Here is a 26,035-nt window from a genome sequence, read left to right as displayed (position 1 = left end):
TCAAAGCTAACAAAGATTTTAAGGTGAAAACTCCTATCCATTTTCATAAAATTCTTTACAAACAAGCTTATATCCATTATACATTAAAAAAACCCGACTTTTGTCGGGTTTATTTACCTAATTTATTTTTTCTTTTGTTATTATACATTGATTCATCTGCCCGTTTGAATGTTTGATCTATATCTTCATAAGATCTTCTTACAGCATATCCATAAGAAAGATTAAAAGGCTTGTTTAGTTCCTCTCGCTTTTTTAAAATAAGTTTATCTATGTTTGTATTTAATTCTTTTATTTCTTCTTTTAAATGCATTAATTCTAAAAAAGAAACAACATAAAACTCATCTCCACCCATTCTGAAAATATAACTGTTATTGCCAAAAACTTCTTTCAATATTTCAGCAGTATATATGATGAATTTATCTCCAACATCATGGCCAAAACTATCGTTTATTGGTTTTAGATTATCTAAGTCAACTACATAGGCTATAAGTTCTTTTTCTACTGATTTATCGTTTAAAGTTGGTTTAATCGATTCTAATTTTTTTCTGTTGTAAACATTTGTCAAAGTATCTCTAAATGATTCATTTTCGATAGATTTCTTTTCGCGTCTCATTTTTAACATACGGTAAAAGCTATATAAGGTTACCAATAACAGAATATGTATTAAAACAATGACTATCCAAAACAAGTCACTGTTTATAATTTCTTTTGGTTTGTTTATAATAAACGAATTTTTAGGCAATTGTTCCAAACTTATATTAAATTTTTGTAACTTCTGATAGTCAAATTTGTATATATAATCTTCTTTATCGTATTTAGGAATATTCGGATTTTCAAAATACTCCAAAACTTTTTTAGCAAGTTTCTCCCCTTCCACAACTCCTTCTGTGACGTATCCACCAATTGCTCCATAACCTATTTGATTATTCCATAAGGTAAAGAGGGGATTTTCGAGAGCTTTTTCAAATTCTTGTGATATCTCTTTTAATTGCCCTATATTTTTTTCTTTTGTCATTGCCAAATTTCCAAGTAGTACGGGAGTATTTGAAGGGTATTCCTTTATTTTTTCAACTATATTGTAAAAATTATCTGAGTTTATGTTTATTATTTCTAAGTTCATAGAATTTTTTAACTCTTTAGCCTTAGAAATAATTTCTTCTCCAAACTCATCCATATTGTTGGTGATCAAAATTTTTTCTTGAGGATATATATTATCAACCAATTTGATATTCTTTTCTATATTAGATTCACCAAACAAACCAAAAAAATTATCGTGATTTCTTATTTCACTGTCTCTTATGAATTCAGCCCCAAGAAAAAAAACAGGTTTTTCTGGTAATAATTCTTTTCTGTAATCTCTCACAAGGTCAAAAGCATTTTGATCTGTTGTAACCACAGCATCTATATTGTAATTTTCATACCTAAGGGATAAAACATCTATTAAATCTTTTTTGTATTCTTCTGAGAAAGTATTTCTTGAATACAGATATTCTATAAAAATATTATGGTTTGAATTCATCAGAATATTTTCCAACCCTTTGTTAACATCCCTGGTCCAATCATATAAAGGATTATAAGAATGCAAAACAAGAATATTTTTTGAAAATATATTAATAGATATTAAAACCGTAAAAATAATTATTAATATTTTTTTATGCATGTAAAAATCCTCCTATTGATATTTACATATTCCTTCCAATTATAATATCGGTATATTTTCTATGTGTAATCTAATAAAAAAATCTATGTAAAGAAATACGATTTTTAGTTAATATTTGTATTTTTCAAATCTAAATTTTACTTAGATTGTTAATTTATGTACTAAATAATAAATTAATCAAATGATCAATTTATTAACATTAAATTCTTTTTTTCCATAAAAAAGCTGAAATTTAAAATATGTAATTACAACATAATTTTTTGTAGTATAATGATAATAGCTTAAATATTATAAAAGGGGGCAATACAGTCAATGAAAAGCATTACACAGAGAATATTAATATGGTTAGTTAGCTCTTTAGTGATACTTATGATAGTTTTAGCTTCAGGTATTTTATTAAACGTGGGAAAAACAATCGAACCTTTAGTAGTAAACTCAGCCGAAGATTTAGCAACACAAACCGGTAAAAGTATTAGTACTTATTTTGGTGGAATACAAAAAGAACTTGAAATCTACACTAAAAACAGTCTTACCAAAACATTATTATGGGAAGTTATGAAAATGGATCTTAATCAAATTAATGAAGAAAAAGATTATTACAAAAATATATTCATTATTAACCAAAAAGGCGATTTTAGGAGTACGGATGATGTAGAAAAAAACTTATCGAATGACCCTATATTTACTGAAGTTATGAATAACGAAAACCGAGAGTACTATTTCAGTGATTTGAGAAAATCTTTAACAGATAATTCTGATGTTATTGTAGTTTCACAGGCGGTAATGGATGTGGGAATTAAATTAGGCATTATTGGTGCAGAAATAAATCCTGATGTACTTTTAAAAGAACTATTTATTGATGATGATGGGAAAAATAGATTTTCTTTTATCTTAGATTCACAAGGTAAAATAGTTGCACAAAACTCTCAAATACCTAACTTTAATTTTTCAGAATTAGAACAAGTAGCAAGCTCCGATGAGTTACAAACTATTAATTTTGATGGAAAAAGATACTTTGTATATGATTCTGATGTTGATATGCCAGATGGTTGGTCTGTTGGAAGAGCTATAAGTGAAGATGTTCTATTTCAGGGGCAAAACAATCTTTTAAGATTTATATTAATATTTATGATAATCGTGATAGGTGTAATGGTTGGTCTTTCATACTTCATAGCAAAAGTTATAAGTAATCCTATCATAAAATTTTCAGAAAAACTAAATGATGTTGCAAAAGGAAATTTCAAAGTACAATTCGATCAAAATAGAAAAGATGAAATAGGTAAAATGGGTAACTCTTTAAACAATTTAACAAAAGCTCTTAGAAATTCTTTTTCGGAAATTAACACTGGTGTTGAAAATGTAGATAATTCCTCAAAAGAGCTCTCTGATTTAGCCCAACAAAGCTCTGCAACAAGTGAAGAGTTAGATGCACAAGCACAAGATATAAACAACAATATCAACGAAATCAAAGAAAGAATTTCTAACCTATCTGTTGCCATGGAAGAAATGACAAATTCATCACAAAATATATCAGCAGTCTCTCAAGATTTGAACAATATATCTAATGATACATCAAATGCTACACACGAAAGTTTTAAAACTTTGGAAAGCATAATAAAGTTAATAGAAAAAACAGCAAGGGTATCAAAAAATTCAAAAGAAAAGGTATCAGCCCTTAACGAAAGTGCTGAAAATGTTGGAAAAATTGTAGAAACAATAGATTCCATAACTGAGCAGACAAATTTACTCGCTTTGAATGCAGCTATTGAAGCAGCAAGGGCAGGGGAAGCTGGAAAAGGTTTCGCCGTTGTTGCAGACGAAATAAGAAAATTAGCAGAAGACAGCTCAAAGGCAACCGAAGAAATAGCAAAAATATTAAATGTTATAAAAGATAAAACAAAGCAAACAGTTGCTGCTTCTGATGTAACAGAAAAGTCCGTCAATCAAATAGATAAAGAAATAAAAGCAATAGAAACAAACTTTAAAAATATCGAAAGTTCAGTAAACAAAATGAACGATAGTATAGAAAACCTTTCAGCAACTGCACAAGAACAATCTGCAAGCTCTGAAGAAATAAATTCAAGTATACATGAAATAAACGAATCTATAACTGATATAGCAAAAGATATAGCAGAAATAAAAAAGAGTTCAGATGAACAATCAAGTTCCTCTCAGAGTATCAGTGCAAATAGCGAAGAACTATCCGCCTTAGCAGACAATTTAAACGAGCAAATAAAAAGATATAAATTCTGATTCTAACTAAAAATAAATCCCCTAAAGGGGATTTATTTTTAGTATAAATTTATTGAGAAATTAATTCTTTCAATTTTCATCTCTTCTCCAGTGAAATCTAACATTAATTCCAAATAACCTAATCTGTCTGCGTGATAAAATCCAGAAACGGACTTTAACACTCTGGCCATGTTCTTGTCTCCCCACTTTTGCACTTCAAATGCACCAATTCCACCTATCATTAGGTCTGTCCATTCATTTGATATTTTTCCCTCTGATGTGTAAAAACCTTGTTCAATGTACATTTCTTTTTTATGAGAAAGGTTTAGATCATAACTAAAATAATCTTCCATTACTATGTTGGCGATAAAATTTTCTTTGAAGTTCCCTTTTACATTGAAATAACTGTTTTCTGTACTGAAGAGCTCTTCTAAATACGTCCCATTAAAAGAGAGAAGTTTTACGTTAATGTATCCACCACTACCTCCTGTCGCATTTTTGATCAAAATATCCTTAATTCCATCTCCATCGAAATCAACTAATTCAAAATATGGGTCATAACCATCAGAAATGGCGTTTTTATAGAGAATAAATGTATCTTCTCTATTACTTATTACTAATTTAATGTTTTGAATAAATGGAGTTTCTGAAGAAATCTCTCCTATTAGTATAATTCTCTCTACTTTCCCATCTTTATCTATATCCTCATTTTCCTGTGTAATAATATAGTTAACTCTGTCAAAAGTTAACTCTTCAAATTTTTGATATGATATCTCTGTTTCCGCTGAGAAAATGAAAATAGATAAAGTTAAAAATAACACCATGTATAATTTTTTCATATAGCACCTCCACTAAAAGTTTTTAAAAGTTGACAATAAAATTCTTTCAAGCTATAATAAAATTGTACCAGAAAAAGGATGTGTTAAGATGAAAAATCAATTAAAACAATTAAATAAAAAATTATGGTGGTGGCATCTTTAAGGATGCCTAAAAAATGAATATAATCGGGCATCCATACAGGATGCCCTTAAATTTTTAAGGGCTTTCCGAAAGGAAAGCTTTTTTATTATAAAAAATTAATTTTTAAAATATATCGAGGAGGAAATCATATGGATAAGAAAAGAATTCTAACTGGAGATAGGCCAACCGGAAAATTGCATTTGGGACATTATGTTGGAACATTAAAAAATAGGGTTAAATATCAATACGAGTATGACAGCATATTTATAATAGCTGACTTACATATGCTTACAACAAAAAACACAAAAGAAGATATTGAAAAATCAGAAGAAAATGCCAGAAGTCTTGTTTTGGACGCAATATCTGCAGGTATAGAACCAGAAAATGTAAAATTCTATCTTCAATCAGCTATTCCAGAAGTACATGAATTATACACACTTTTGCAAAACTTAACAACTGTTGCAAGATTAGAAAGAATGCCAAGCTTAAAAGATATGGCGAGAGACGCAAACATTGAAATGCCTTTTGGTTTACTTGGATATCCAGTTCTTCAAACAGCAGATATTATAGGAGTAAAATCCCATTTAGTCCCTGTTGGGAAGGACAACGTAGCCCACGTAGAAATAGCCAGAGAAATAGCAAGAAGATTTAATAGTTTGTATGGTGAACTTTTCCCAATTCCAAAAGTTATACAGGGAGAAGAGGCAGCTTTAATCGGTATATATGGTGAAAGAAAAATGAGTAAAAGTGCTAACAATGCTATCTTTTTGAGTGATGATGCCAATACCGTAAAAAAAATGGTTATGAAAATGAAGACAGACCCTAATAGAATTAGAGCAGATATTCCAGGAAAAGTCGAAGGAAATCCAGTATTTATTTATCATGATTTATTCAACCCAAACAAAGAAGAAGTTCAGGATTTAAAAGATAGATACAGAAGGGGTAAAGTCGGTGATGTTGAAGTGAAAGAAAAATTAGTAGTAGCATTAAACAACTTCCTTGACCCATTTAGAGAAAGAAGACAAAAATATGAAACATCCGGGATGGTAGAAGAAATAATAGTTAGAGGAACTGAACAGGTAAGAGAAGAGGTTAGAAATACAGTACTTGAAATGAAAAAACTTATGGGTCTCTCAGGAGTTTACAAAAGAATCAGAAGAAAAGCAGAAAGATATCTAAAAAAACAAGAGAAAAAAGATAGATAAAAATATAATAACTATTCAAAAGCATGCATTTTTTAATGCGTGCTTTTTTTAATCAAAAAAATTTATTTTAACATGTAATACATAATCATTATACTATATTTAACCTTTATTTTTTAATCATGTGAAAATTATGCTTTTGTTTTAACTTACTTTTGGTTGAATAGAAATGAAAATAACAAATTTAAATACTTCAACCGAAGACATGACTGCAGTTAGTGAAGAGCAAAGTGCTGGAATTCAAGAGATAAATTCAAATATAGAAGATATATCAAAAAATATCGAGAACATTTCTGCACAACTTAAAGAAGCATCAACTTCAGTTAATGCTCAAGCACAGGCATCACAACAAGTTAGCGCAAGTGCAGAAGAATTATCTGCTTCTGCTGAAAGTTTAAATGAACTAGTCAAAAAATTCAAAACAAAATAATATCTTGATTCAAAATCAGCCCTTATTTAAATAAGGGCTGATTTTTATGTTTTAATGAAATTACTTATATTATTTTTTAAAAGTTTTTAAATAAAAAAGTAACCTTTACTTTTTTATTTAATCGAGGTATATCTATGTTTTTATCTTATATATTTTTATCTTAAATGCCAAACCCTCAAAAAATCTTTGGCACTTCTTTAGTGATTTTTGCTGCTGCAATAATTGCCAGACAAAAGAATTAATTTTTGAAATCAATAGGAATGGATTAAAGAGTTTTATAAAATCTATTTTTTATTCTATTGGATAGAACAAATATTATTATTATAATGGCTATGTTAAAAGCACTTAAGGCATTTGCTTCTAAATATTGTCTATTTGCAGAAAGAGAATAATTCACCACACTTACAAGAGGGAAAAAATCCCTAACCTGCATTGTATAGGTTATGGTGAATTCACCATAAATAATGGCAAAAATCTGTAAAAATACTGAGATCATAGAAGGAAGGATTAACGGAAGTTCTATGTTCCAAAAACTTTGCCATCTATTCGCTCCATCTATACTTGCTGCTTCCAAAAGAGACTTGTTAAACCCTACAACATGTTGAAATAAAAAAGAGTAGGTTATTGGTATTGTTATCATCATAAACCCTATTATTAAAAGGATGACAAAAGGAATTCCATATAAAATGTTTATATAAAGCAACCCCATAGCTAAAAAAGCAGAAGAAATACCTAAAAACGGTAAAATAACTCTATCTGTAAATTTGGTATAGTTTTTTAAAATAATATAGGTAAAAACAATACTCAAAGTAGCTGCTATGAGGGCTACAAAAAGAGAATTGAATATAGATTCAACTATTGGGTATTTATTATTAAACTCTTTCGAAAACAAATTAAGAAAACCTGAAATATCGAATTTCATGTCAAAAAAGTTGAAAAATGCTGAAAAGACTCCTACAAAAACTATTGAAAATTCAAATATCAAATAGATTATAGATGTACCCGTTACAAATTTAGAAACTTTTTTAGGGTGAGAAATGTCTCCCTCAAAAGAAAGGATATCAATCTTTGAAATAACGTAATTCAACACAAATAATATTGCAAATTGAATCAATGCATATCCCAAAGCTTTTGAGAAATCAAATGACCCTCTCAAGGTGTTTGCAATAGCTACTTCTAAAGTTGAATATTTTATTCCACCTAAGTTTAAAACTACAGCAAAACTCATAAAACTGTAAGAAAACACCAAAAAAAATGCTTTCATTATTGACGGCATTATCATTGGGACTTCTATTGAAAAAAATGTTCTTACTTTACTGGCTCCATCTATTTTTGAGGCTTCGACAACTCCATTTGGAATCTTTCTCAAGGCTTCCCCTATGTATTTTACAAATATGGGAGAATTATAAAAAACATGTGCCAAAACAATTGCTTTCATGGTATATAAAATGTTCAAATCGATCCCGAGTTTTGAAAACAATCCTGCGTTTGAATACAATAAACTAAAAGCCAGGACCATTGAAACTGGAGGAAAGAAGAAAGGGATGAATATACTTCCTTCCAAAATATTTGATATTAAATTTTTCTTTTTATATATGTAATAAGAAGGTATTATAGCTATTGCTAATGATATTAAAGTGGATAGAATTGATTGTAAAAAAGTAACCCCAAGGATTCGCGACAAGCGCGAATCCATTATGAGGGTGAAACTATTAAGTTCAAAAAAATCTCTGAATAAAAAAATGAAAGGAGTAACCCATAATGCAATATAAATTATGGGAATTATTTTTTTCTTGTTCATTAATACATTAGTTCTTCCCATTCATTCAACCATTTATTTAAATTATTTGCAATTTCTTCTGATTCTATGGTCAATATTTTTTCAGGTTTTAAAGCATATTCATAAGATTCTGGTAGTTCTACATTAGTTACTGGAAACATCCATTGGTTCAGAGGGACCTTTTTTTGAAATTCATCCATTAAAAGAAATTCAATAAATCTTTTTGCTAACTCTTCATTTTTTGTTCCTTTTACTATGCCTGCCCCTTCTACTTGAACATATCCACCTTCTTCTGGTATTAAAGCTTTGTATTTGGTACTTTCATAATATTCATAAGAATAAGCTCCATCTGTTGCGTAGCTAACCATCATTGGGGCTTCTCCAGCTTCAAATTTTGAAAATGAATCTGTCCATCCAGTTGTTACGGTTAAAATAGCCGGTTTTAATTCTTTCCAAAACTCTTTCCAGTCTTCTCCATAAATTGCGATTGTCCATAACAAAAACGCTTGGCCTGTGCTTGAACTTCTTGGATCTTGAATTATCAAAGATTTATCCATTTTTGTCAAATCTTCAAAAGTCTTTGGCGTTGTATCAAGCCTTTCAGGGTCGTATATAATCGCTATAGCTCCATAGTCATATGGAGTTACAAAATAATTTTGATTGAAAACAATATCTTGATTTTCAATTTTTGACGCGTTTAACGGTTTATAAGAAATTAACAAATCGTTCTTAACTGCTTCTACGACCAAACTTTGGTCTAACCCTATAACAACATCTGCTTTAGGATTCCTTTTTTCTAACTTTATTCTGGACAACACGTTCCCACCATCACCAAGTTTTACGACTTTCACATCAACACTGTACATATCTTCAAATTCAGAAATAACAGAATCTTCTATCCATCCCATACTCTCGTAAGTATAAACAGTCAGAGCACTGAAAGAAACCAAACTAAATATCAACATAGCTAAAAACAAAATCCTTCTCATTTTGAAAACCTCCTTAAAAATATTGAAAAAACAAAAAAACTCTCACGCTATCATATAGGTGAGAGTTTATATATTTGATTTCGCTTCCTACGCCGGCATTACCCGGATCAGGTTTTAGGGTCGGCATCTTGCCCTCTCAGCCTATATGGCTCCCCTGGTTCACTTATTTATTTTTCTAAACTCATAATAACAATACTTTTATAACTAAAGATTTCGTTAATATTTCTTATTAGTTAATTAAAAAAGCAATACCATTATTAGATTTAAAAATAGTTCTATACCAAACTATCTACATTGAACAAAAATTAATGGCAAAATTTTTTCTGGGATCTTTAAAATATATTTAATTCTTAGAAATTTATATGTTTTTTAAAAGCTTACAAAAACAAATGATATAATTAATATAGATACTACAATAAAACTTTTTCACCCATCACCGCCTCATTAATTTACAAAATTATAGCATAAGGATGTGATAATTATTAAAATAATTGATGCTCATATGCATTTTTCAGATATTCTGAGTTTTAAGGGAACTGCTTTAGAAATTTCCGACCTTGATTATTCTTCTATTGGGTTGAAAAATGAATATGAAGAAAACAATATAATAGCTGGAATAGGTATGGGATTATCTGAAACTGAAGAAGGAAAATTCCCCGATTATAACTCTTTAAATCCTATGCGATTGGACTTAGAAGTTCCAAACCCCGCTTTTATTTACGAATGCCTTGGAATAAATCCATACGACTTGCAAACAAGAAAAGAGAGTATATATGATATAGAAAATGCTATTTCAGAAACAAGAATTGTGGGGTTCAAAATTTATGCTGGTTATTATCCATTTTATGTTTATGACACAGTTTATGAACCCATTTACGAATTGGCAGAGAAATATAATCTTCCGGTTGTTATTCACTCGGGAGACACTTATTCAGAAAGAGGGCTAATAAAATATTCACACCCTATACACATAGATGAATTAGCTGTTTTTCATAGAAACATCAATTTTGTTATTGCCCATTTGGGAGATCCGTGGGTTATGGATACAGCAGAAATTCTTTCGAAAAACAGGAATGTTTTTGCAGATTTATCTGGATTGATAGTTTCAGATGAATTTAAAGCAAAAACATATATAAATGAAAAAACTTTTATTGATCACTTTAGAAGGGCTATCTTTTACAGTGAAACCTATGATAAACTTCTTTTCGGAACAGATTGGCCACTGGTACAAGTGAAAACGTACATTGAATTTATTAAAAAGTTGGTGCCTGAAAAATATTACGAGGATATTTTTTATAACAACTCTAACAATTTGTTCAAACTTTTTGAGGAGGGGGAATAATGGAAAAAATTAATGTTGGAATCATTGGTTTTGGTTTGTCTGCAAGTGTATTTCATGCTCCAATTATTGACTATTTACCAGAATTCAATTTGAAAAAAGTCTATGAAAGAAAATCAGAAAAATCCAAAAAAGAATACCCATATGTAGAAGTTGTTCATAACATCGAAGATCTTTTTGACTCTGATATAGACGTTATTTTAGTCACTACACCAAATAAAATACATTATGATCACGCGAAACTTGCATTACTACATAACAAACACGTTATTGTGGAAAAACCTTTCACTGTCACCTCTGAAGAAGCAAGAGAACTTGTAGATTTAGCAGTTAAAAAGAATTTAGTGCTAACTGTAAATCAAAATAGAAGATGGGATGGAGATTTTTTAACTGTAAAAAAACTTTTAGAAACCAAAAAACTTGGAAAAGTTGTTGAATTTGAGGCCCACTTTGATAGATTTAGAAATTTCATAAAAGACAAATGGAAAGAAAAAGACGAACCTGGCTCTGGAATAGTCTATGATCTTGGTTCACATCTAATAGATCAAGCTTTATGTTTGTTCGGAGAACCATATGCAATTTTTGCAGATATTAGAAAACAAAGGCCAGATGCCGTTGTAGATGATTATTTTGAGATAATTTTGGACTATAACACTTTAAAAGTAACTCTTAAAGCAGATATGTTATCTAATTACAAATCTCCAAAGTATATAATAAAAGGCCTTAACGGAACATTTATAAAATATGGGACCGATGTACAAGAAGGGCAGTTGAAAGAAAAAATAACACCAGATGATCCTGACTACGGTAAAGACAAAGAATCAAACTGGGGTAAAATAAACTACATTGAAAATGGCGAAGAAAAATCGGAAAAAATTATAACAGAGACTGGAAAATACCATTTCTTTTATAAAAACTTGTTCGATAGAATTAAAAACAATGCTAAAATAGAAGTTAGACCAGAAACAGCTTTAAGAACCATACAAATAATTGAAAAAGCATTCGAAAGCAATGAAAAAAGACAGTTTATAAAATTATAAGTTCATGGTGGGGGAATTCATATGAAAATTGGAGAATTTGCTGAAAAGTACAATCTATCCACAGATACAGTTAGGTATTACATAGATAATGGAATGATAATACCTGAAAAAGTTCATAATCGTTATCATTTTGACGAAACATGTGAAAAAAGTATGGATTTTATCCTACAGTTTAAAAAGATGAAATTTACAATTGAAGAAATAAAACACATCTTGACATATATGAGAATGATGCCAAAAACAGGGAAAGCTGAAACAGAATATCTTTTGAGTATTATAAATAATAAAATAGATCAAGTTGCTAAAGAAAAAGAAGAATTCAATATAGCTTTAGAAGAGTTGGAAAAGATAAAAAAGGATTATGAAAAAGAGATAAGAGATGCGAAAAATGAATACAAAACTTATTCGATACCTATAAATGTATTGCACTTTTTAGCCTGTCCAAAATGCCAAAAACCTTTAAAATTAAACAATGCTTCAATTAAAAATAATAAAATTGAAAATGGCGATTTGTATTGTGAATGTGGATATGAGGCCAAAATAGAGAATGGAATGATAGTCACAGAAGATTCTGACAAAAAATCCTTTCATAAATCATACGGTGAAGAACTTTCTTATAAAAGTGTTATCGATGAAAATGATTCAGAATATTTATCTTTCTTAATGGCTCCATCATATTGGATGGAAAAGAGAATCAACCTTAAAGATTTAAATGGAAAAAATATTCTTCTGGCAAGACCAATAGGTCATGAAATCCCCTACAAATTTATAGAAAATATTGAAAATGCAAATATTTTTATTGTTGATTATCAATATCTAAGAATGAAAGGGCTCAAAAAGAGAATGGAAAAAACAGATTTATCATCATCATCAAATGTAGTTTTTATGGCATTTGATTATTTAACAATACCTTTAAAACATAATAGTTTTGATTATATATTAGATCTATCAGGGATGATAAATTATGTCTCAAACACCAATAAATCTCCATTAAAAAATTTCTATGATATCTTAAAATACAATGGTTATATTTTCTCAACGTTTTTTCTAAAAGAATCAAGAGATAATATTTTTGTCAAAGAATTCAATTATTTAGATAAGCTATATACAAGAGATTTTATTGACCTTGAATATAGTATTTTTGAAAAAGAAGATTCTGCAGTTATTCAAGGCTCTAATTTCAAGACAGAGATAGATAGATTCATGAAAAAAAAATCAAGGCTCGATTTTTTTGTTTTCAAAGGTAAAAAAGTAGAGGGTGAATAATATGACATTTAGGGAATTTTCAAAAGAAATTGACGAACTAATTTTAAATTCCGTGAGAAAAAACAAAACCCAAAATATCATAAAAAAATTTTTAAAAGGCGAAATTACTGAAATTTATTCACAAGAAAGTATAAATTTGTTCATAAATAGGTTGAGAAAGAAAGCTGTAAGAGATTTTGAATCTATAGGAAATGAAATAGATTTAAGTGGTTCGGTAGAAGAAAAAATAAATGAAATCCAAAGAATATTCTTTCCAGAAAATCTTCTCGATTATGAAGAAACGATCAAACATGTAAGGGGGAAAAGGCGTGTTGAAATATCAAAACTCGACGAACCAATTATTGATAACCCTTATAAAGAAATTCTAATAACCTCTAATGTGTTATTGACAATGCCTAAAAATAAGGAAAACCTACCTTATGAATATAAAAGTAAGGTGGATTTTGAAGAAAAACAAAAATATTGGTATGACCACCCAGTACCTATAGACACTCCAGATTCGGAAAATGAAATAATATATGGATTGACAAAATTGAATGATTCTGTATCTGTTGAAACAAATGAAAAAGTAACTGTGGTTCTTTCGATAAGTTGTACACATGATTCACTGAATATAATTGCAAAAAAATATTTAAGAGATATACTACGAACCTACGATTTAGAAAATTTAAATGTGTATGCTTTTACAGAAGATGATGTTGAAAAAATGATCGATATAGTAATAAAAGATGATATAAAACGAGAAGAAACCAAGAAAGTTATAGGTGTAAGCGGTAAATATGGAAGACATTATAGCTTTTTAAAAGCTGTGTCGGTTTTTTGGAGCTATTATATTGACCCAAGAATAAAGGCTACTTTTAAAATAGATTTAGACCAAGTGTTTGACCAAAGAGCACTTCACAAATACACAGGTGAGTTTGCTTTTGAAATTTTCAAAGATAAGCTCTGGGGTTCAGTTGGAGTCCATAATGGAGAAGAGGTACAACTCGGGATGATAGCTGGTTCTTTGGTCAACGATTATGACATAAAAAAATCACTATTTGAACCTGATATTAAAAAAGATGAAATAACAATAACTTATGATAAATTCATCTTTAACTCACAAAAACCACAGTATATTTCAACAATTGCAGAGATGGGAACCAGATACAAAAAGAAAGATAATCCAATAATAAGATACCATGTAACTGGAGGTACTAATGGAATACTGGTTGAAGATTTAATAAAATACAAGCCATTTACCCCAAGCTTTATTGGCAGAGCAGAAGACCAAGCTTTTATATTATCTATTATTGACAAAAAAATACATGGAAAATATTTGAGATATTACCATAATGACAAACTTGTTATGAGGCATGATAAACATAATTTAATTAAAAAACCATAGAGGAATCAAAAATAGGAAAGCTAATAGGAGATTACGAAAGAATTTTGTTATTCAGCTATTATGCCTCAGATATTTTGGATAATTATGATTATATAAAAGAAGAATTGTTCCCTTTCACTGGATGTTTTATAACAAAAATACCTTTTTTAACTGTTTACTTCAGAGCTCTATTAAAAACATACTCTTTAGCAGAAGAGAATGAAATCGAAGCAAAAGAATTTTTATTAGAGATTTCCGAAAGGTTAAACGAAATTATATCAAAGATTGAAGATGGATACTATAAGGATCAATTTCAAAAAGAAAAAATTGTCTGGGAGAATTTTTATAATTCTTTCATCGAAAAAACAGAAGAAAATGAACAATTATTAGCTGATATAAGGATTAAATAAACCCCTTTTAGGGGTTTATTTTTTTTATAGAATTATTATTATTTTTATGAAAACGATTACATATTTTTATTAATTGTAAAAAGTGAAGAATCTTTTTTCTAATTATAAATATTTTTATATAAAAGCTTCATAACAAGTATAAATGCATTTTGATTTTTTGTAAATAAATAGTAATATAGCAATGTAATCGATTACATTATAGAGGTGTTGTATATGAATATAAAAGAAATTGCCAAAAAAGCAAATGTTTCAGTAGCAACTGTATCAAGAGTTTTAAACAACCCTGAAAAAGTTAAAAATGAAACAAAAAATAGAGTTTTAAGTGTTATTAAAAAATATAATTATAGGCCTGATGCAATTGCAAAATCAATGAGAAAAAAAAAGACAGGAATTTTTTCTATAGTTTTTTCTGTTCATACAGATCGAATCTTTGAAACATCATATTCCCAACAATTATTGCAAGGAACTATATCTTATATGTCTAAAAAAGGTTTAAAGCTAATAGTAGATACCCACGCTCAAAAAGATTTGATAGATTATTATGGATCAGTAATTGATAGCAAAATAGTAGATGGTTTTATTTTACTTGATTTAAAAGAAAATGATAAAAGAATTGATTTTTTAAACAAAAAAAATTTTCCCTATGTAGTTATAGGAAGAAATTCTAAAAATAATTTTAATTATATTGATTCTGACAATACATCTGGTGCTTTTTACGCTATTGAAAAGTTTTCAGAAATGGGGCTAAGAAAAATATTGTATCTGACTGGTGATAAAAATAATCCTGTTACTGAGCAAAGAAACGAAGGAGTTAAGAATGCAGCAAGATTGAATAATATAAAAATAGATATGGAATACGCAAATTTTGATGAAGAAAAAGCTGTTAAAATTTTTAAACAAAAAATCACTAAAACAGATTTTGAAGGAATTTTTTGTGCTTCAGATAAAATGGCTATAGCCATTATGCAAGAAATGAGAAGAACTAAAAAATATTTCCCAATAATAGGGTTTGATAACATCGAGCTTGCTAAATTTTTTGATTTAACAACAGTAGATCAAAACATCTTTGATATAGGTTTTAATGCAGCCAAAAATGTACACGAATTATCTCAAGGCAATAAAATTAATTCAATAATAATTCCCACAAAATTGGTAGAACGGGAAAGTACCAAAAAATTTAAAAGGGGGTAAGTTGGATGAAAAAAGTTTTAAGTTTTTTCTTGGTTTTAACTTTCGTATTAACAGTTTTTTCTGTAACAACAATTACAATATCAGGGTGGCCTGGTAATCCTACAGAAGAAGCAGCTATTAAAGAGGCAGTTGAAGTATTTAACAGTGAAAACTCAGATGTACAAATAAAATGGGATCCGATCCCTGGAGATTACAAACAAGCCCTTCTCACAAGGTTGTCAGCAGGAACCGGACCAGATATCTTCTACGTAGACATATACTACTTCGAAGAATTAGCTAGAAAAAATGTTTTATTGCCTTTGGATTTGTACATTCAAAAAGAAAACTTTGATGTAGATGATTTTTATGAAAATTTAATTGACGGTTTTACATTCAACGAAAGATTATACGGTTTGCCAAAAGATTTTTCTACATTAGTATTATACTACAACAAGGAAATATTTGACAAATACGATGTCCCATATCCTACTGAACATGATACATACGAAGATATGTTGGCTAAAGCTGAATTGTTAAAATCATCAGGGTTTGAAACTCCTATGGTTTTAGCTCCAGACTTTAACAGAGCCATGCCTTTTATTTATGCATTTGGTGGAAAAGTAGTGAACGACGATATGACACAAGCATTAACTTCTGAGAAATCTCTTGAAGCAATTGAATTTTACACTGATCTTGCAAGTAAATATAAAGTTGCATTTGAACCTTCAAATGTTGGTTCCGGATGGATTGGTGAAGCAATAGCAGCCGGTAAAGTAGCTATGGGTATGTCAGGACCTTGGACAAAAGGTTTTATTGATGATCAATATCCTAATATGTCTAACAAAATAGGAATGACTTTAATGCCAAAAGATGAAGAAAGAGCAAGTATGATTTATACAGTTTCTTGGTCTATTAACAGACAAACACAAAATAGAGAAGCAGCTTGGAAAGTGTTAAAGTTTTTAACAAATGAAGGTCAAAAAATATTTACTGAAAAAACATCTATATTAGCTTCAAGAAAATCAATAGCAGAAAATGCAAGAACACCTGAAAACAAAGTTTTTTATGATTCAGTTGAATTTGGTTATCCTTGGAGTGTTCCTACACCAAGTGGTGTTTTCTCAAAGGCTAACGATCAACTCAATTCTATGCTTAAAGATTTAATGTATGAAAAAATAACCATTGAAGAGTTTGCAAATAGAATCGAAAATAATTATCAAGAATGGGTTCAAAGTAACTAACATTATAATTTTTAGAGGGGATATTTCCCCTCTAATTATTTAGAGAGGTGCGTGTAATGAAAAGAAAAACCCGAGAAGCATTAACTGGATATACTTTTGCTTCGCCTATGATATTAACAGTTTTGATTTTCACTATATATCCAATCATAGCAATATTCTATTATAGTTTTACAAATTATCAGCCATTAGAGGCTCAAAAATTTAATAATCCTGTTTATCCTTCTGAATCGTTAGAATTCAATTTAGGATATTTTCAAAGCGATGTTGGGCCTGATGATTATGAAAAGTTATTATCATCATTTGAGCCAGTGAGTTTTATTCAATATGATGTTGGGGTTAATTTAGATGAAAAAGAAAAGGAATCTATAAAAAAGAATTTTAATTCCGAAAAATTAATTAAAGATTTCGTGAATGATGATCTGCCAGAAAAAATGGTTGTATCCGAATTTATGAAAGAATATATGATAACGGGTTTTCAAGCTTTTTTAAGATATATACCAGATTTTGTTGGATTCGATAACTTTAAAAGAATGTTTAATGACCAATATTTTTATATATCACTTTGGAACGCAATATTGTATTCTTTAATTGTTGTGCCTATACAAACACTTTTAGCAGTTATTTTAGCTGTTGCAGCTAATTCCAAAATAAAAGGTAGAAACATTTTTAAGGTAATATTCTTTATTCCAGCTGTAACTTCTTCAGCAGCAATTTCAATGATTTTTTGGTTGATTTACTCAAAACCAGGTATATTAAATAGAATTTTAGAATCATTATTTGGAGGATTTGGATACCAACCAATCGACTTCTTAAACGAACCAAATATAGCTCTATATTCAATAATGGCAATGAATATTTGGACAACCGCAGGATATTTCATGATCACATTTTTAGCAGGGTTGCAGGATATACCAAAAAGCATATATGAAGCAGCAAGCATAGATGGAGCAAAAGGTTGGACAAGATTTTGGAAAATCACAATGCCTTTATTAAGGCCCCAAATATTATTTGTTATGATTATGAGTACTATAGGATGCTTACAAGTTTTTGACCAGATATATTTTTTAATAAAGAATATGCGGAATATAACAATATCATTCTATATATATAAAAATGCTTTTGAATATGGAGAAATGGGCTATGCTTCTTCTCTTGCAGTAGTATTGTTTGGAGTTATTCTTTTTATAACATTTATTCAAAGAAAATACATTAAAGAAGAGTATTGAGGAGGGTTTTTATGAATAAAAAATGGAAAACAGCAAGAATTGTTTCTTATATCATTTTAATAGCCTATGCTCTTCTTTCTTTGTTCCCATTTTTTTGGGCAACATTGGTTTCATTAACTCCTTTAACTTATACTAATGAAGCGGGGGAAGAGCAAGGTGTAAACATCATGGATTGGCCACCAGAAATAGATTTAATCGATAAAGAGCCATCTGCTTTTGGAGCACCTTTAACCTTTGAAAACTATTTCAAAATTTTTGAAGTCGTTCCTTTATATGGAAGATGGATTTTAAACACTGTTATCTACGCAGGATTACTAACTTTAGGAAATATATTATTTAACACCCTGGGGGGTTATGCATTTGCTCGACTTAATTTTCCTTTAAAAAACTTTTGGTTCACACTATTTTTAGCTACTTTAATGATTCCAGGACAAGTTTTGATGATTCCACAATATAATTTAATGGTTAATTTTGAGCTGGTTAATACCTATTGGGGATTATTTTTACCAAAATTAACAAATATTTTTGGTTTATTTTTAATGAGACAATTTTTTATAAATTTTCCTAAAGAATTAGAAGAATCAGCAAGATTAGACGGCTCATCAATCACAGGGACATTTTTCAGAATAGTACTACCAAATTCAAAACCAGCAATAGCAGCTCTTTCTATATATACTTTTATGGGAGCTTGGAATGATTTTCAATGGCCTTTAATAATTACTTCGCAAAAGGAAATGTATACATTAACAATGGGCTTAAATTTCTTTAAATCTTCTTATTATACATTTTGGCAATATTTAATGGCTGGTTCAATTTTAATGACAATCCCTATGATAATAATATTTATATCTTTTCAAAAGCAATTTGTTGAAACTGGAAAAGTTTCTGCCGTAAAAGGCTAATCATCCTGAGTAATTTGGGAGGGAGACCGGGGCTAAGGGCGGTTAATTTAAAATATAGGAGCAATAAAAATAATTTCTGGGTTTTAAGCTAAGAAATTGACATTAATAAATTTTTCATAATAGGAGGAAATCGGATGAATGATAGCTGGTATATAGTTCAAAATGAATTCCTTAAAGATAATTTTGGTAAATATGAAACTGTCTTTACTCTTGCAAATGGTTATAGAGGATACAGAGGAATCAATGAGTTTTCTGAAAAAAATGAAAAAGGGAATTTTATAGCAGGGATATATGACAAATCGGAAGCTCAAGTAAACGAAATAGTCAATAACCCAGATAATTTAACCTTAAATATATATGTTGACTATGAAATTCTAAAAATAGATGAGTCTAATATACTAAACTTTAAAAGAACTTTGGATATGAAAAGTGCTAAACTAATTACAAATATTACCTTTGAGACAAAAAAAGGTAAACAAATTAAAGTAGAAGCAGAAAGATTTGTTAGTAAAAATAATTTCCATAGAACGGGTTTGAAATATAAGATAACACCTCTCAATTTTTCAGGTAAAATAACACTTGAAAATATAATAGATGGTAGTACAACTAACTCAATCTTCGATCCTATAAACAGAGTAAAACATTACAATATCATAAAAACTATGGATTTATCTCCTGGTATGCTAATGCTTACTAAAACAAGAGATAAAGGAATTTTAGTCTGTGAAGCCACTACAATTAAAGCTCAAAATAACGGGCAAAATATTTTAAAATCAAGAAATTATCGTAAAGTAGGGCAAACTATTCAAGAAACTTATGAATTTTTATGCGAAAAAGATTCAACTTATATTATTGAAAAATTCAATTCTACCTTCAGCTCAAGAGAAACTAAAAATCCAGAATTAATGGCCCAAAAAGACTTAAGGGAGTTTTTTTATAATTCATATGATCAAGAATTTGAATTACATAAAAAAGAATGGGAAAAGATTTGGAATAAAATAGACATAAAAATCGAAGGTGATGAAGAAGCTCAAAAAGGCATCAGATTTAACATTTTTCAACTAACTTCTTCAGCTAACGAAAAAGATGATACTGTTTCTATACCTGCTAAAGGATTACATGGAGAAGGATATAAAGGCCATATATTTTGGGATACAGAAATTTTTATGCTACCTTTTTTTATATATACAAGCCCTGAAACAGCAAAATCTTTACTACTATATAGATACAACACTCTAAAAGGGGCTAGAAAAAATGCACAAATAAATGGTTATAAAGGGGCACAGTTCCCCTGGGAAGCAGCTGATAAAGGGATTGAAGAAACACCTAAATGGGGAATAGACTACGTTGGAAACCCCGTTAGAATATGGACAGGGGATGAAGAATATCATATAAGTGCAGATATTGCTTTATCTTTTTGGGAGTATTATAGAACTGTTCAGGATGAGTCATTTTTACTTGATTATGGAGTTGAAATATTTTTTGATACTGCTAAGTTTTGGAAATCAAGACTTGAATACAATAGCAAAACTGGTTCATATGAAATAAATAAAATTATTGGCCCAGATGAATTTCATGAACATGTTAACAATAATTTCTATACAAACTACTTAGCTAAATGGAATTTGAAAAAAGCTTATGATCTTTCGAATTGGCTAAAAGAACGCCATAAAAATAAATATGATGAATTATGCGTTTTATTAGGCTTAAATGACAATGATTTTCTTGAATTTCTTGAATTATCTAAAAAAATATATCTCCCTAAAAAAGAAAATTCTAATTTAATTGAACAATTTGAAGGATATTTCAACTTGAAGGATATTGTAATAACTGAATGGGACAATAACGGAATGCCTCTATGGCCAAAAAATATTGAACTTGATAAGTTAGGCGAAACTCAATTAATAAAACAACCAGATGTAATTATGTTAATGCTAATTTTACAAGAAGAATTTGATAAAAAAACTAAGAAAATTAATTATGATTATTATGAAAAAAGAACCATGCATAAATCTTCTTTAAGCCCTTCTATGTATTCTATAATGGGATTGAAAGTAGGAGATACTCATAATGCTTATAAATATTTTATGAAAACCATCATGACTGATTTAGAAGATAATCAAGGGAATTCAAACGCCGGACTTCATGCTGCTTCTACTGGAGGATCATGGCAATCTGCTGTAATGGGGTTTGGAGGTTTATCTGTTGATATAGATAATATTTTAAATTTTGACCCTTGGATTCCAGATAAATGGGAAAGTCTTTCTTATAAAATAAATTGGAAAGGCAAAGATTTAAATATTAAAGTCAAAAGTAAATCTATTGAATTTTTATCAGAAAAAGATTTAATTATTAAAGTTCAGTCAAAAAAATATAATTTGATAAAAGGTCAAAAAAAAGAAATAGAGCTCTCTTAAAGAGGGCTCTATTTTATCAATCAAACATTAATAGCTCAAAATCTTTGTTTTTAAACCCAGAAATTATTTTGTGCGCATTTTTTAGATTTTCTGGCTTTCCCACAGCAATAGCTTTCATTCCAGCAGCTAACGCTGCATCTATCCCTGCTTGAGAATCTTCAAAAACCACACAATCTTCGTATTTTTCATTCATTTCATCTGCTGCTTTTGTGAATACTTGTGGATCTGGCTTAGCTTTTGTTATTTTTGTTCCATCTACTATTGCGTCAAACTTATCTATTAATCCTATTCTTTCCAGTATTGTTTTTGCATTCTTAGAGGCTGAACCTATTGCTATTTTTACCCCATTTTGTCTTAATAACTCCAAAAATCCTTCTACTCCTGGTAATATTTCATCTTTTTCCATTTTTGTTATGTATTCTCTATACCATTCATTTTTCTTCGTTGCCAATTTTAATTTTTCATCTTCGGTATATTCGCCTTTTTTATTTCCAATTTCTAACAATATTTCTAATGAAGTCATTCTACTTACGCCTTTTAATCTTTCGTTATCCTCTTCAGTGAATTCAAACCCCAACTCATTTGCCAGTCTTTTCCATGCTTTATAATGATATTTTGCTGTATCTACTATTACTCCATCCAAATCAAATATACACGCCCTAATCATTTTTATTTCCTCCTCATGTTTTATATTACCCTATAATTATACATTGACAATTTTAAGCGAATACTAAAAAAGCCCTAATATTTCATTAGGGCTTTTATTCTAAGTATGAAACTTTCTCATTAGTCTTTCAATAAAATGTTTAAAATTTCTTTTAAAATTCTCTGTAGAACCGTTGTGTAATAAAAACATAAAAAAAGCTATCGGAATCAATTGAAAAGCCGCTATTAAAGACCAATCAAGATCTATTATTGAATATACATTTAATTCTACAACAAACTCCAAAGCTATCAATAAAAAGGCAAAAAATATCAATATATAGGCTACTGAATCCAATCCGAACTTTTTCGTCTTTTTGGAAATAAAAGAAAAAACTTCAATACCAAAATAAGAAACAACTAACAATGGTAAAGCCAAAGTCAATGAAAAATCAATTTCTCCATTAAATATATCCAGCAAAAAAACCATGACAAAAGTGCCTAAATGAACAGTTAAAAGGCCCCTATGATATCCTTTTGTCAAACCAAAAATAAACCTTAAAAAATAAGTTGTATATAAAACAGGAACTATTACATATTTACTCCAGGTTATTCCCCCTGTAAATACAAAATCTTCGATTAAAAAGATAATCGATAAAACTAGCGCCATAAAGTTGTAATAAGACATAAATATCTTTCTTTTTCTTCTGTATGATTTTGGATATCTATCTATTTTGTCTGGATATTTTTTAAATTTTTTACCATCATCCTGATCTATAGCTGGGATATCAAAATTACACAAAGGGCACTTTTCTACTCCTTTATCAACTTTTACACCACAATTAGGACAATATGGCATTTTATCAGCTCCTATAATTCGTTTCAATTTTTGCAATTATTCCCATTTTTCTCAATTCGGAAAAGAAAATTCTTTCCAAGTCCTTTTCTTCTGTTAATTTTCCAAATGTTATATACATTTTATCTTTATAAGTTAATGAAGCTACTTTTATTATATTTCCTTCACTTGGTGGGGGATACGCTTCCATTTTTTCAATATATTTCTCTAAAGGACCTAACTTGATAACCCCCATATTTGAAAAGCCTGATGTGTAATTACTTTCTCCCCAAATATTATATACAGCAGACATAGCAGAATCTTTTATTATCAATGGAAAAAATTTCAACCAATTTTTAGTATTTCTAACAGATCGATTTATATACCTTGTTAAATACTCTTTTTGTTTTGCTTTTCTCATATATTTTTTCACTATTTCCACTATTTCTTCCAAAGAGTATAAATCTTTTTCAAAATCTATATGAGGAGTTACACTAACAAAAAAATTTTTCATTGTTTTCGAACCAAAAACACTTCTCAAATTCACCGGAGAATTAGTATAGATAGGTTTTTTTGGAAGGTTGTTTTCAACTATATATTTGTAAATAGAAAATATATATAGTGAAATTAAAAACTCTCCCACGCTTGAATCGTAGTTAGTCGCCAATTTCTTTAGTTCTTTACTATCAAGAATACCAGTTACTGTGTAATAAATACCAGGTTCCGTTTTATTAAATGGCAATTTGAAAGCATCCACAAATTTTATCTTTTTTTGTTTGTAGGATCAAAATATTTATCAAACCCATCTTCAAACTCGCCTGGGTCTGGAGTCTCATCTTTATAAAATAAACCCGGAATTTTTTCTATATTTTCTCCTTTTAAATTTAAATACTCATAAATCAAAGAAAGTATATAAACCAAAGCACCATTTCCATCTGTCATAATATGGCTAAATTCAAAAGACAGTTTATTTTCAAAGTAAAGCAATCTATAAAGATAAATTCCCTGTTTGTTATATTTTATATCCATACAAGGATAATATCTCTCTAAATCTATTGTTGGGTTCCTATCGGTTGTTTCCAAATAATGCCAGAAAAAACCTTTTTTCAAAAGAACATTGTAATAAGGAAACCTATCTTTTAAATTATCTACTGCTTGTTTTAAAATTAATACATCAACTTTTTCTTTTAAATAAATACTTAATCTAAAAATAGTGGTTGCTCTATCGTTCATAATAGAAGAATACAGTTTACCTGCATTATCTAATTTATACCAAGCTTTTCTCATAATTACCCCCTTTTCGAATCTATAAATAAAATTATATAATAAATTAATCAATATTAAAAATTTTATAAAACAATAGGTCAAGAATGTTTACATAATCTTATAAAACAATTTCATTTTCCTCTTGAAAAATAATTTAATTAGTTGTATAATTTAAATACGATTTATTTTATCTTATTTATTTGAGCTTTTTTTAACAATATATATTATGGAGTGATTTATATGAAAATAGTGGTTATTGGTTGTACTCATGCAGGTACAGCAGCAATAAAAAATGCAATTAATTTATATCCAGATGCTGATATAACAGTTTATGAAATAAATGATAATATATCTTTTCTTTCTTGTGGCATTGCTTTATATATAGGTGGGGTTGTAAAAGATCCCAAGGGACTTTTTTATTCATCTCCAGAAGAATTGTCAAAAGATGGGGTAAAGACTTATATGAAACATGATGTTTTGGATGTTGATTTTGACAAGAAAGAACTTGAAATTAAAAATCTTGAAAATGATGAAATAAAAAAAGATAGTTATGATAAGCTCGTAATAACAACTGGTTCATGGCCTGTAATTCCAAATATTGAAGGAATAAACCTTGAAAATATTCAATTATCCAAAAATTATTATCATTCAAACAAGATAATAGAAAAATCTAAATCAGCAAAAAATATTGTTGTTGTTGGTGCTGGTTATATTGGGGTAGAATTAGCAGAAGCTTTCGAACAAATGAATAAAAATGTTACTTTAATAGATGCAGAGAAAACTATTCTACCAAAATATTTAGATAAAGAATTTACAGATATAGCCCAAAATTCTATGGAAAATCATGGTATTATCTTAGCTTTAGGTGAGAAAGTCGAAAGGTTTGAAGGAAAAGATGGAAAGGTTTCAAAAGTTATTACAAACAATGGCGAATATAAGGCTGATATGGTTATCATGTCTGTTGGGTTTAAACCCAACACAAATTTATTCAAAGGGAAATTAGAAATGCTTGAAAATGGTGCCATAAAAATAAACGAATATATGGAAACAAGTGAAAAAGATGTTTTTGCCGCAGGAGACTGTTGTACAGTTACTTACAATCCGCTTCATACTCATCAGTACATCCCTCTTGCAACAAATGCAATAAGAATGGGGACACTTGTTGCAAGAAACCTAAAAGAAAATAGAATGAAGTACATAGGTACGCAAGGAACTTCAGGCATCAAAATATATGAAAATAATATAGCTTCTACAGGTTTAACAGAAGAAAGAGCTAAAAATGAAAAAATTGATGTTGAATCAGTGTTGATAGAAGAGAATAATAGGCCTGAGTTCATGCCTTCTTATGACAAGATAATCATTAAACTGGTATATAACAAAAAAACAAAAGAAATATTAGGTGCTCAAATTATGTCAAACGGAGATCACACTGAAGCAATCAACACTATTTCTGTAGCCATACAAAATAAAATGACAGTAGACGAATTAGCTTTTACAGATTTTTTCTTCCAACCTAATTATAATAAGCCTTGGAATTATTTAAATAGTGTTGCTTTAGAAGCATTAGATTAATTCATTTTATAACGCCTGTTTAAAAAACAGGCTTTTATTTTACCCCAACAATTTTGGTATAATATAATAAAGACAAGTAAAGGGGAAAGA

General features: G+C 29.1%; 22 protein-coding genes and 1 riboswitch. Of the genes, 14 read left to right on the top strand and 8 right to left on the bottom strand.

Features of this window, described 5'->3' with window-relative positions:
• Positions 1-109: 109 nt before the first annotated feature.
• Positions 110-1,660: a GGDEF domain-containing protein gene (locus tag BLS00_RS05025; RefSeq protein ID WP_091403312.1), complete on the bottom strand. Its 1,551-nt coding sequence runs from the start codon at positions 1,658-1,660 to the stop codon at positions 110-112.
• A 312-nt stretch (positions 1,661-1,972) separates the two neighbouring features.
• On the opposite strand from BLS00_RS05025, the gene BLS00_RS05020 reads away from it, so the two are divergent.
• Positions 1,973-3,913 carry a methyl-accepting chemotaxis protein gene (locus BLS00_RS05020; protein ID WP_091403310.1) on the top strand — a complete coding sequence of 647 codons (1,941 nt, stop codon included), beginning with the start codon at positions 1,973-1,975 and terminating at the stop codon, positions 3,911-3,913.
• A gap of 38 nt (positions 3,914-3,951) precedes the next feature.
• Here the strand turns inward: BLS00_RS05020 and BLS00_RS05015 are convergent, their stop codons facing one another.
• A complete protein-coding gene (locus tag BLS00_RS05015) occupies positions 3,952-4,731 on the bottom strand; it encodes a hypothetical protein (protein ID WP_091403309.1) in 780 nt (259 codons plus the stop codon).
• A gap of 270 nt (positions 4,732-5,001) precedes the next feature.
• Between BLS00_RS05015 and trpS the strand changes: the two genes are divergently transcribed.
• Positions 5,002-6,057, top strand: coding sequence for a tryptophan--tRNA ligase (gene trpS, locus BLS00_RS05010; protein ID WP_091403307.1), 1,056 nt, complete (start codon positions 5,002-5,004; stop codon positions 6,055-6,057).
• A gap of 166 nt (positions 6,058-6,223) precedes the next feature.
• Positions 6,224-6,484 carry a hypothetical protein gene (locus BLS00_RS05005; protein WP_091403306.1) on the top strand — a complete coding sequence of 87 codons (261 nt, stop codon included), beginning with the start codon at positions 6,224-6,226 and terminating at the stop codon, positions 6,482-6,484.
• A gap of 265 nt (positions 6,485-6,749) precedes the next feature.
• Here BLS00_RS05005 and BLS00_RS05000 read toward each other — a convergent pair whose 3' ends face one another.
• On the bottom strand, positions 6,750-8,306 hold the full coding sequence (locus BLS00_RS05000) for an ABC transporter permease (RefSeq protein ID WP_244885738.1): 1,557 nt from the start codon (positions 8,304-8,306) through the stop codon (positions 6,750-6,752).
• Positions 8,285-9,253: a thiamine ABC transporter substrate-binding protein gene (locus BLS00_RS04995; protein WP_091403304.1), complete on the bottom strand. Its 969-nt coding sequence runs from the start codon at positions 9,251-9,253 to the stop codon at positions 8,285-8,287. The genes BLS00_RS05000 and BLS00_RS04995 overlap by 22 nt, the downstream gene beginning before the upstream one ends.
• A gap of 67 nt (positions 9,254-9,320) precedes the next feature.
• Positions 9,321-9,419: riboswitch (TPP riboswitch) on the bottom strand.
• 315 nt (positions 9,420-9,734) lie between these two features.
• On the opposite strand from BLS00_RS04995, the gene BLS00_RS04990 reads away from it, so the two are divergent.
• From BLS00_RS04990 to BLS00_RS04945, 10 genes are all read left to right on the top strand, one after another.
• Positions 9,735-10,595, top strand: a complete 861-nt coding sequence (locus tag BLS00_RS04990; protein ID WP_091403372.1) for an amidohydrolase family protein — start codon at positions 9,735-9,737, stop codon at positions 10,593-10,595.
• Positions 10,595-11,632: an oxidoreductase gene (locus BLS00_RS04985; RefSeq protein ID WP_205742384.1), complete on the top strand. Its 1,038-nt coding sequence runs from the start codon at positions 10,595-10,597 to the stop codon at positions 11,630-11,632. The genes BLS00_RS04990 and BLS00_RS04985 overlap by 1 nt, the downstream gene beginning before the upstream one ends.
• Before the next feature lie 21 nt (positions 11,633-11,653).
• Positions 11,654-12,898 carry a MerR family transcriptional regulator gene (locus tag BLS00_RS04980; protein WP_091403301.1) on the top strand — a complete coding sequence of 415 codons (1,245 nt, stop codon included), beginning with the start codon at positions 11,654-11,656 and terminating at the stop codon, positions 12,896-12,898.
• 1 nt (position 12,899) lies between these two features.
• Positions 12,900-14,285 (top strand): hypothetical protein, encoded by a 1,386-nt coding sequence (locus BLS00_RS04975; protein WP_091403300.1) that lies wholly within the window; start codon positions 12,900-12,902, stop codon positions 14,283-14,285.
• Between the two features lie 44 nt (positions 14,286-14,329).
• Complete coding sequence (locus tag BLS00_RS04970) at positions 14,330-14,674, top strand: hypothetical protein (protein ID WP_091403298.1); 345 nt, start codon at positions 14,330-14,332, stop codon at positions 14,672-14,674.
• A gap of 213 nt (positions 14,675-14,887) precedes the next feature.
• Entirely contained in the window at positions 14,888-15,865 is a 978-nt protein-coding gene (locus tag BLS00_RS04965; protein WP_091403297.1) for a LacI family DNA-binding transcriptional regulator, read from the top strand.
• 5 nt (positions 15,866-15,870) lie between these two features.
• On the top strand, positions 15,871-17,085 hold the full coding sequence (locus BLS00_RS04960) for an ABC transporter substrate-binding protein (protein WP_091403295.1): 1,215 nt from the start codon (positions 15,871-15,873) through the stop codon (positions 17,083-17,085).
• Positions 17,086-17,141: 56 nt separating this feature from the next.
• Entirely contained in the window at positions 17,142-18,311 is a 1,170-nt protein-coding gene (locus tag BLS00_RS04955; protein ID WP_091403293.1) for a carbohydrate ABC transporter permease, read from the top strand.
• A gap of 11 nt (positions 18,312-18,322) precedes the next feature.
• Positions 18,323-19,213, top strand: a complete 891-nt coding sequence (locus BLS00_RS04950) for a carbohydrate ABC transporter permease (protein WP_091403291.1) — start codon at positions 18,323-18,325, stop codon at positions 19,211-19,213.
• Between the two features lie 134 nt (positions 19,214-19,347).
• Complete coding sequence (locus BLS00_RS04945) at positions 19,348-21,630, top strand: glycoside hydrolase family 65 protein (protein ID WP_091403290.1); 2,283 nt, start codon at positions 19,348-19,350, stop codon at positions 21,628-21,630.
• 16 nt (positions 21,631-21,646) lie between these two features.
• On the opposite strand, the gene pgmB is transcribed toward BLS00_RS04945, so the two are convergent.
• The 4 genes from pgmB to BLS00_RS04925 all read right to left on the bottom strand — a co-directional run bounded on the left by pgmB (position 21,647) and on the right by BLS00_RS04925 (position 24,394).
• Complete coding sequence (gene pgmB, locus BLS00_RS04940) at positions 21,647-22,297, bottom strand: beta-phosphoglucomutase (RefSeq protein WP_091403288.1); 651 nt, start codon at positions 22,295-22,297, stop codon at positions 21,647-21,649.
• A gap of 99 nt (positions 22,298-22,396) precedes the next feature.
• On the bottom strand, positions 22,397-23,131 hold the full coding sequence (locus BLS00_RS04935; protein ID WP_091403287.1) for a DUF6320 domain-containing protein: 735 nt from the start codon (positions 23,129-23,131) through the stop codon (positions 22,397-22,399).
• A 4-nt stretch (positions 23,132-23,135) separates the two neighbouring features.
• On the bottom strand, positions 23,136-23,849 hold the full coding sequence (locus BLS00_RS04930) for a hypothetical protein (RefSeq protein ID WP_091403285.1): 714 nt from the start codon (positions 23,847-23,849) through the stop codon (positions 23,136-23,138).
• 20 nt (positions 23,850-23,869) lie between these two features.
• Positions 23,870-24,394, bottom strand: a complete 525-nt coding sequence (locus BLS00_RS04925) for a hypothetical protein (protein WP_091403284.1) — start codon at positions 24,392-24,394, stop codon at positions 23,870-23,872.
• 219 nt (positions 24,395-24,613) lie between these two features.
• Between BLS00_RS04925 and BLS00_RS04920 the strand changes: the two genes are divergently transcribed.
• Positions 24,614-25,945, top strand: a complete 1,332-nt coding sequence (locus tag BLS00_RS04920; RefSeq protein ID WP_091403282.1) for an FAD-dependent oxidoreductase — start codon at positions 24,614-24,616, stop codon at positions 25,943-25,945.
• Positions 25,946-26,035 lie beyond the last annotated feature (90 nt).

The sequence above is a fragment of the Geotoga petraea genome, from assembly GCF_900102615.1.
Taxonomy (GTDB): domain Bacteria; phylum Thermotogota; class Thermotogae; order Petrotogales; family Petrotogaceae; genus Geotoga; species Geotoga petraea.
Note: the sequence above shows the minus strand (reverse complement) of the source record. Positions and strands in the feature narration are given on the sequence as shown.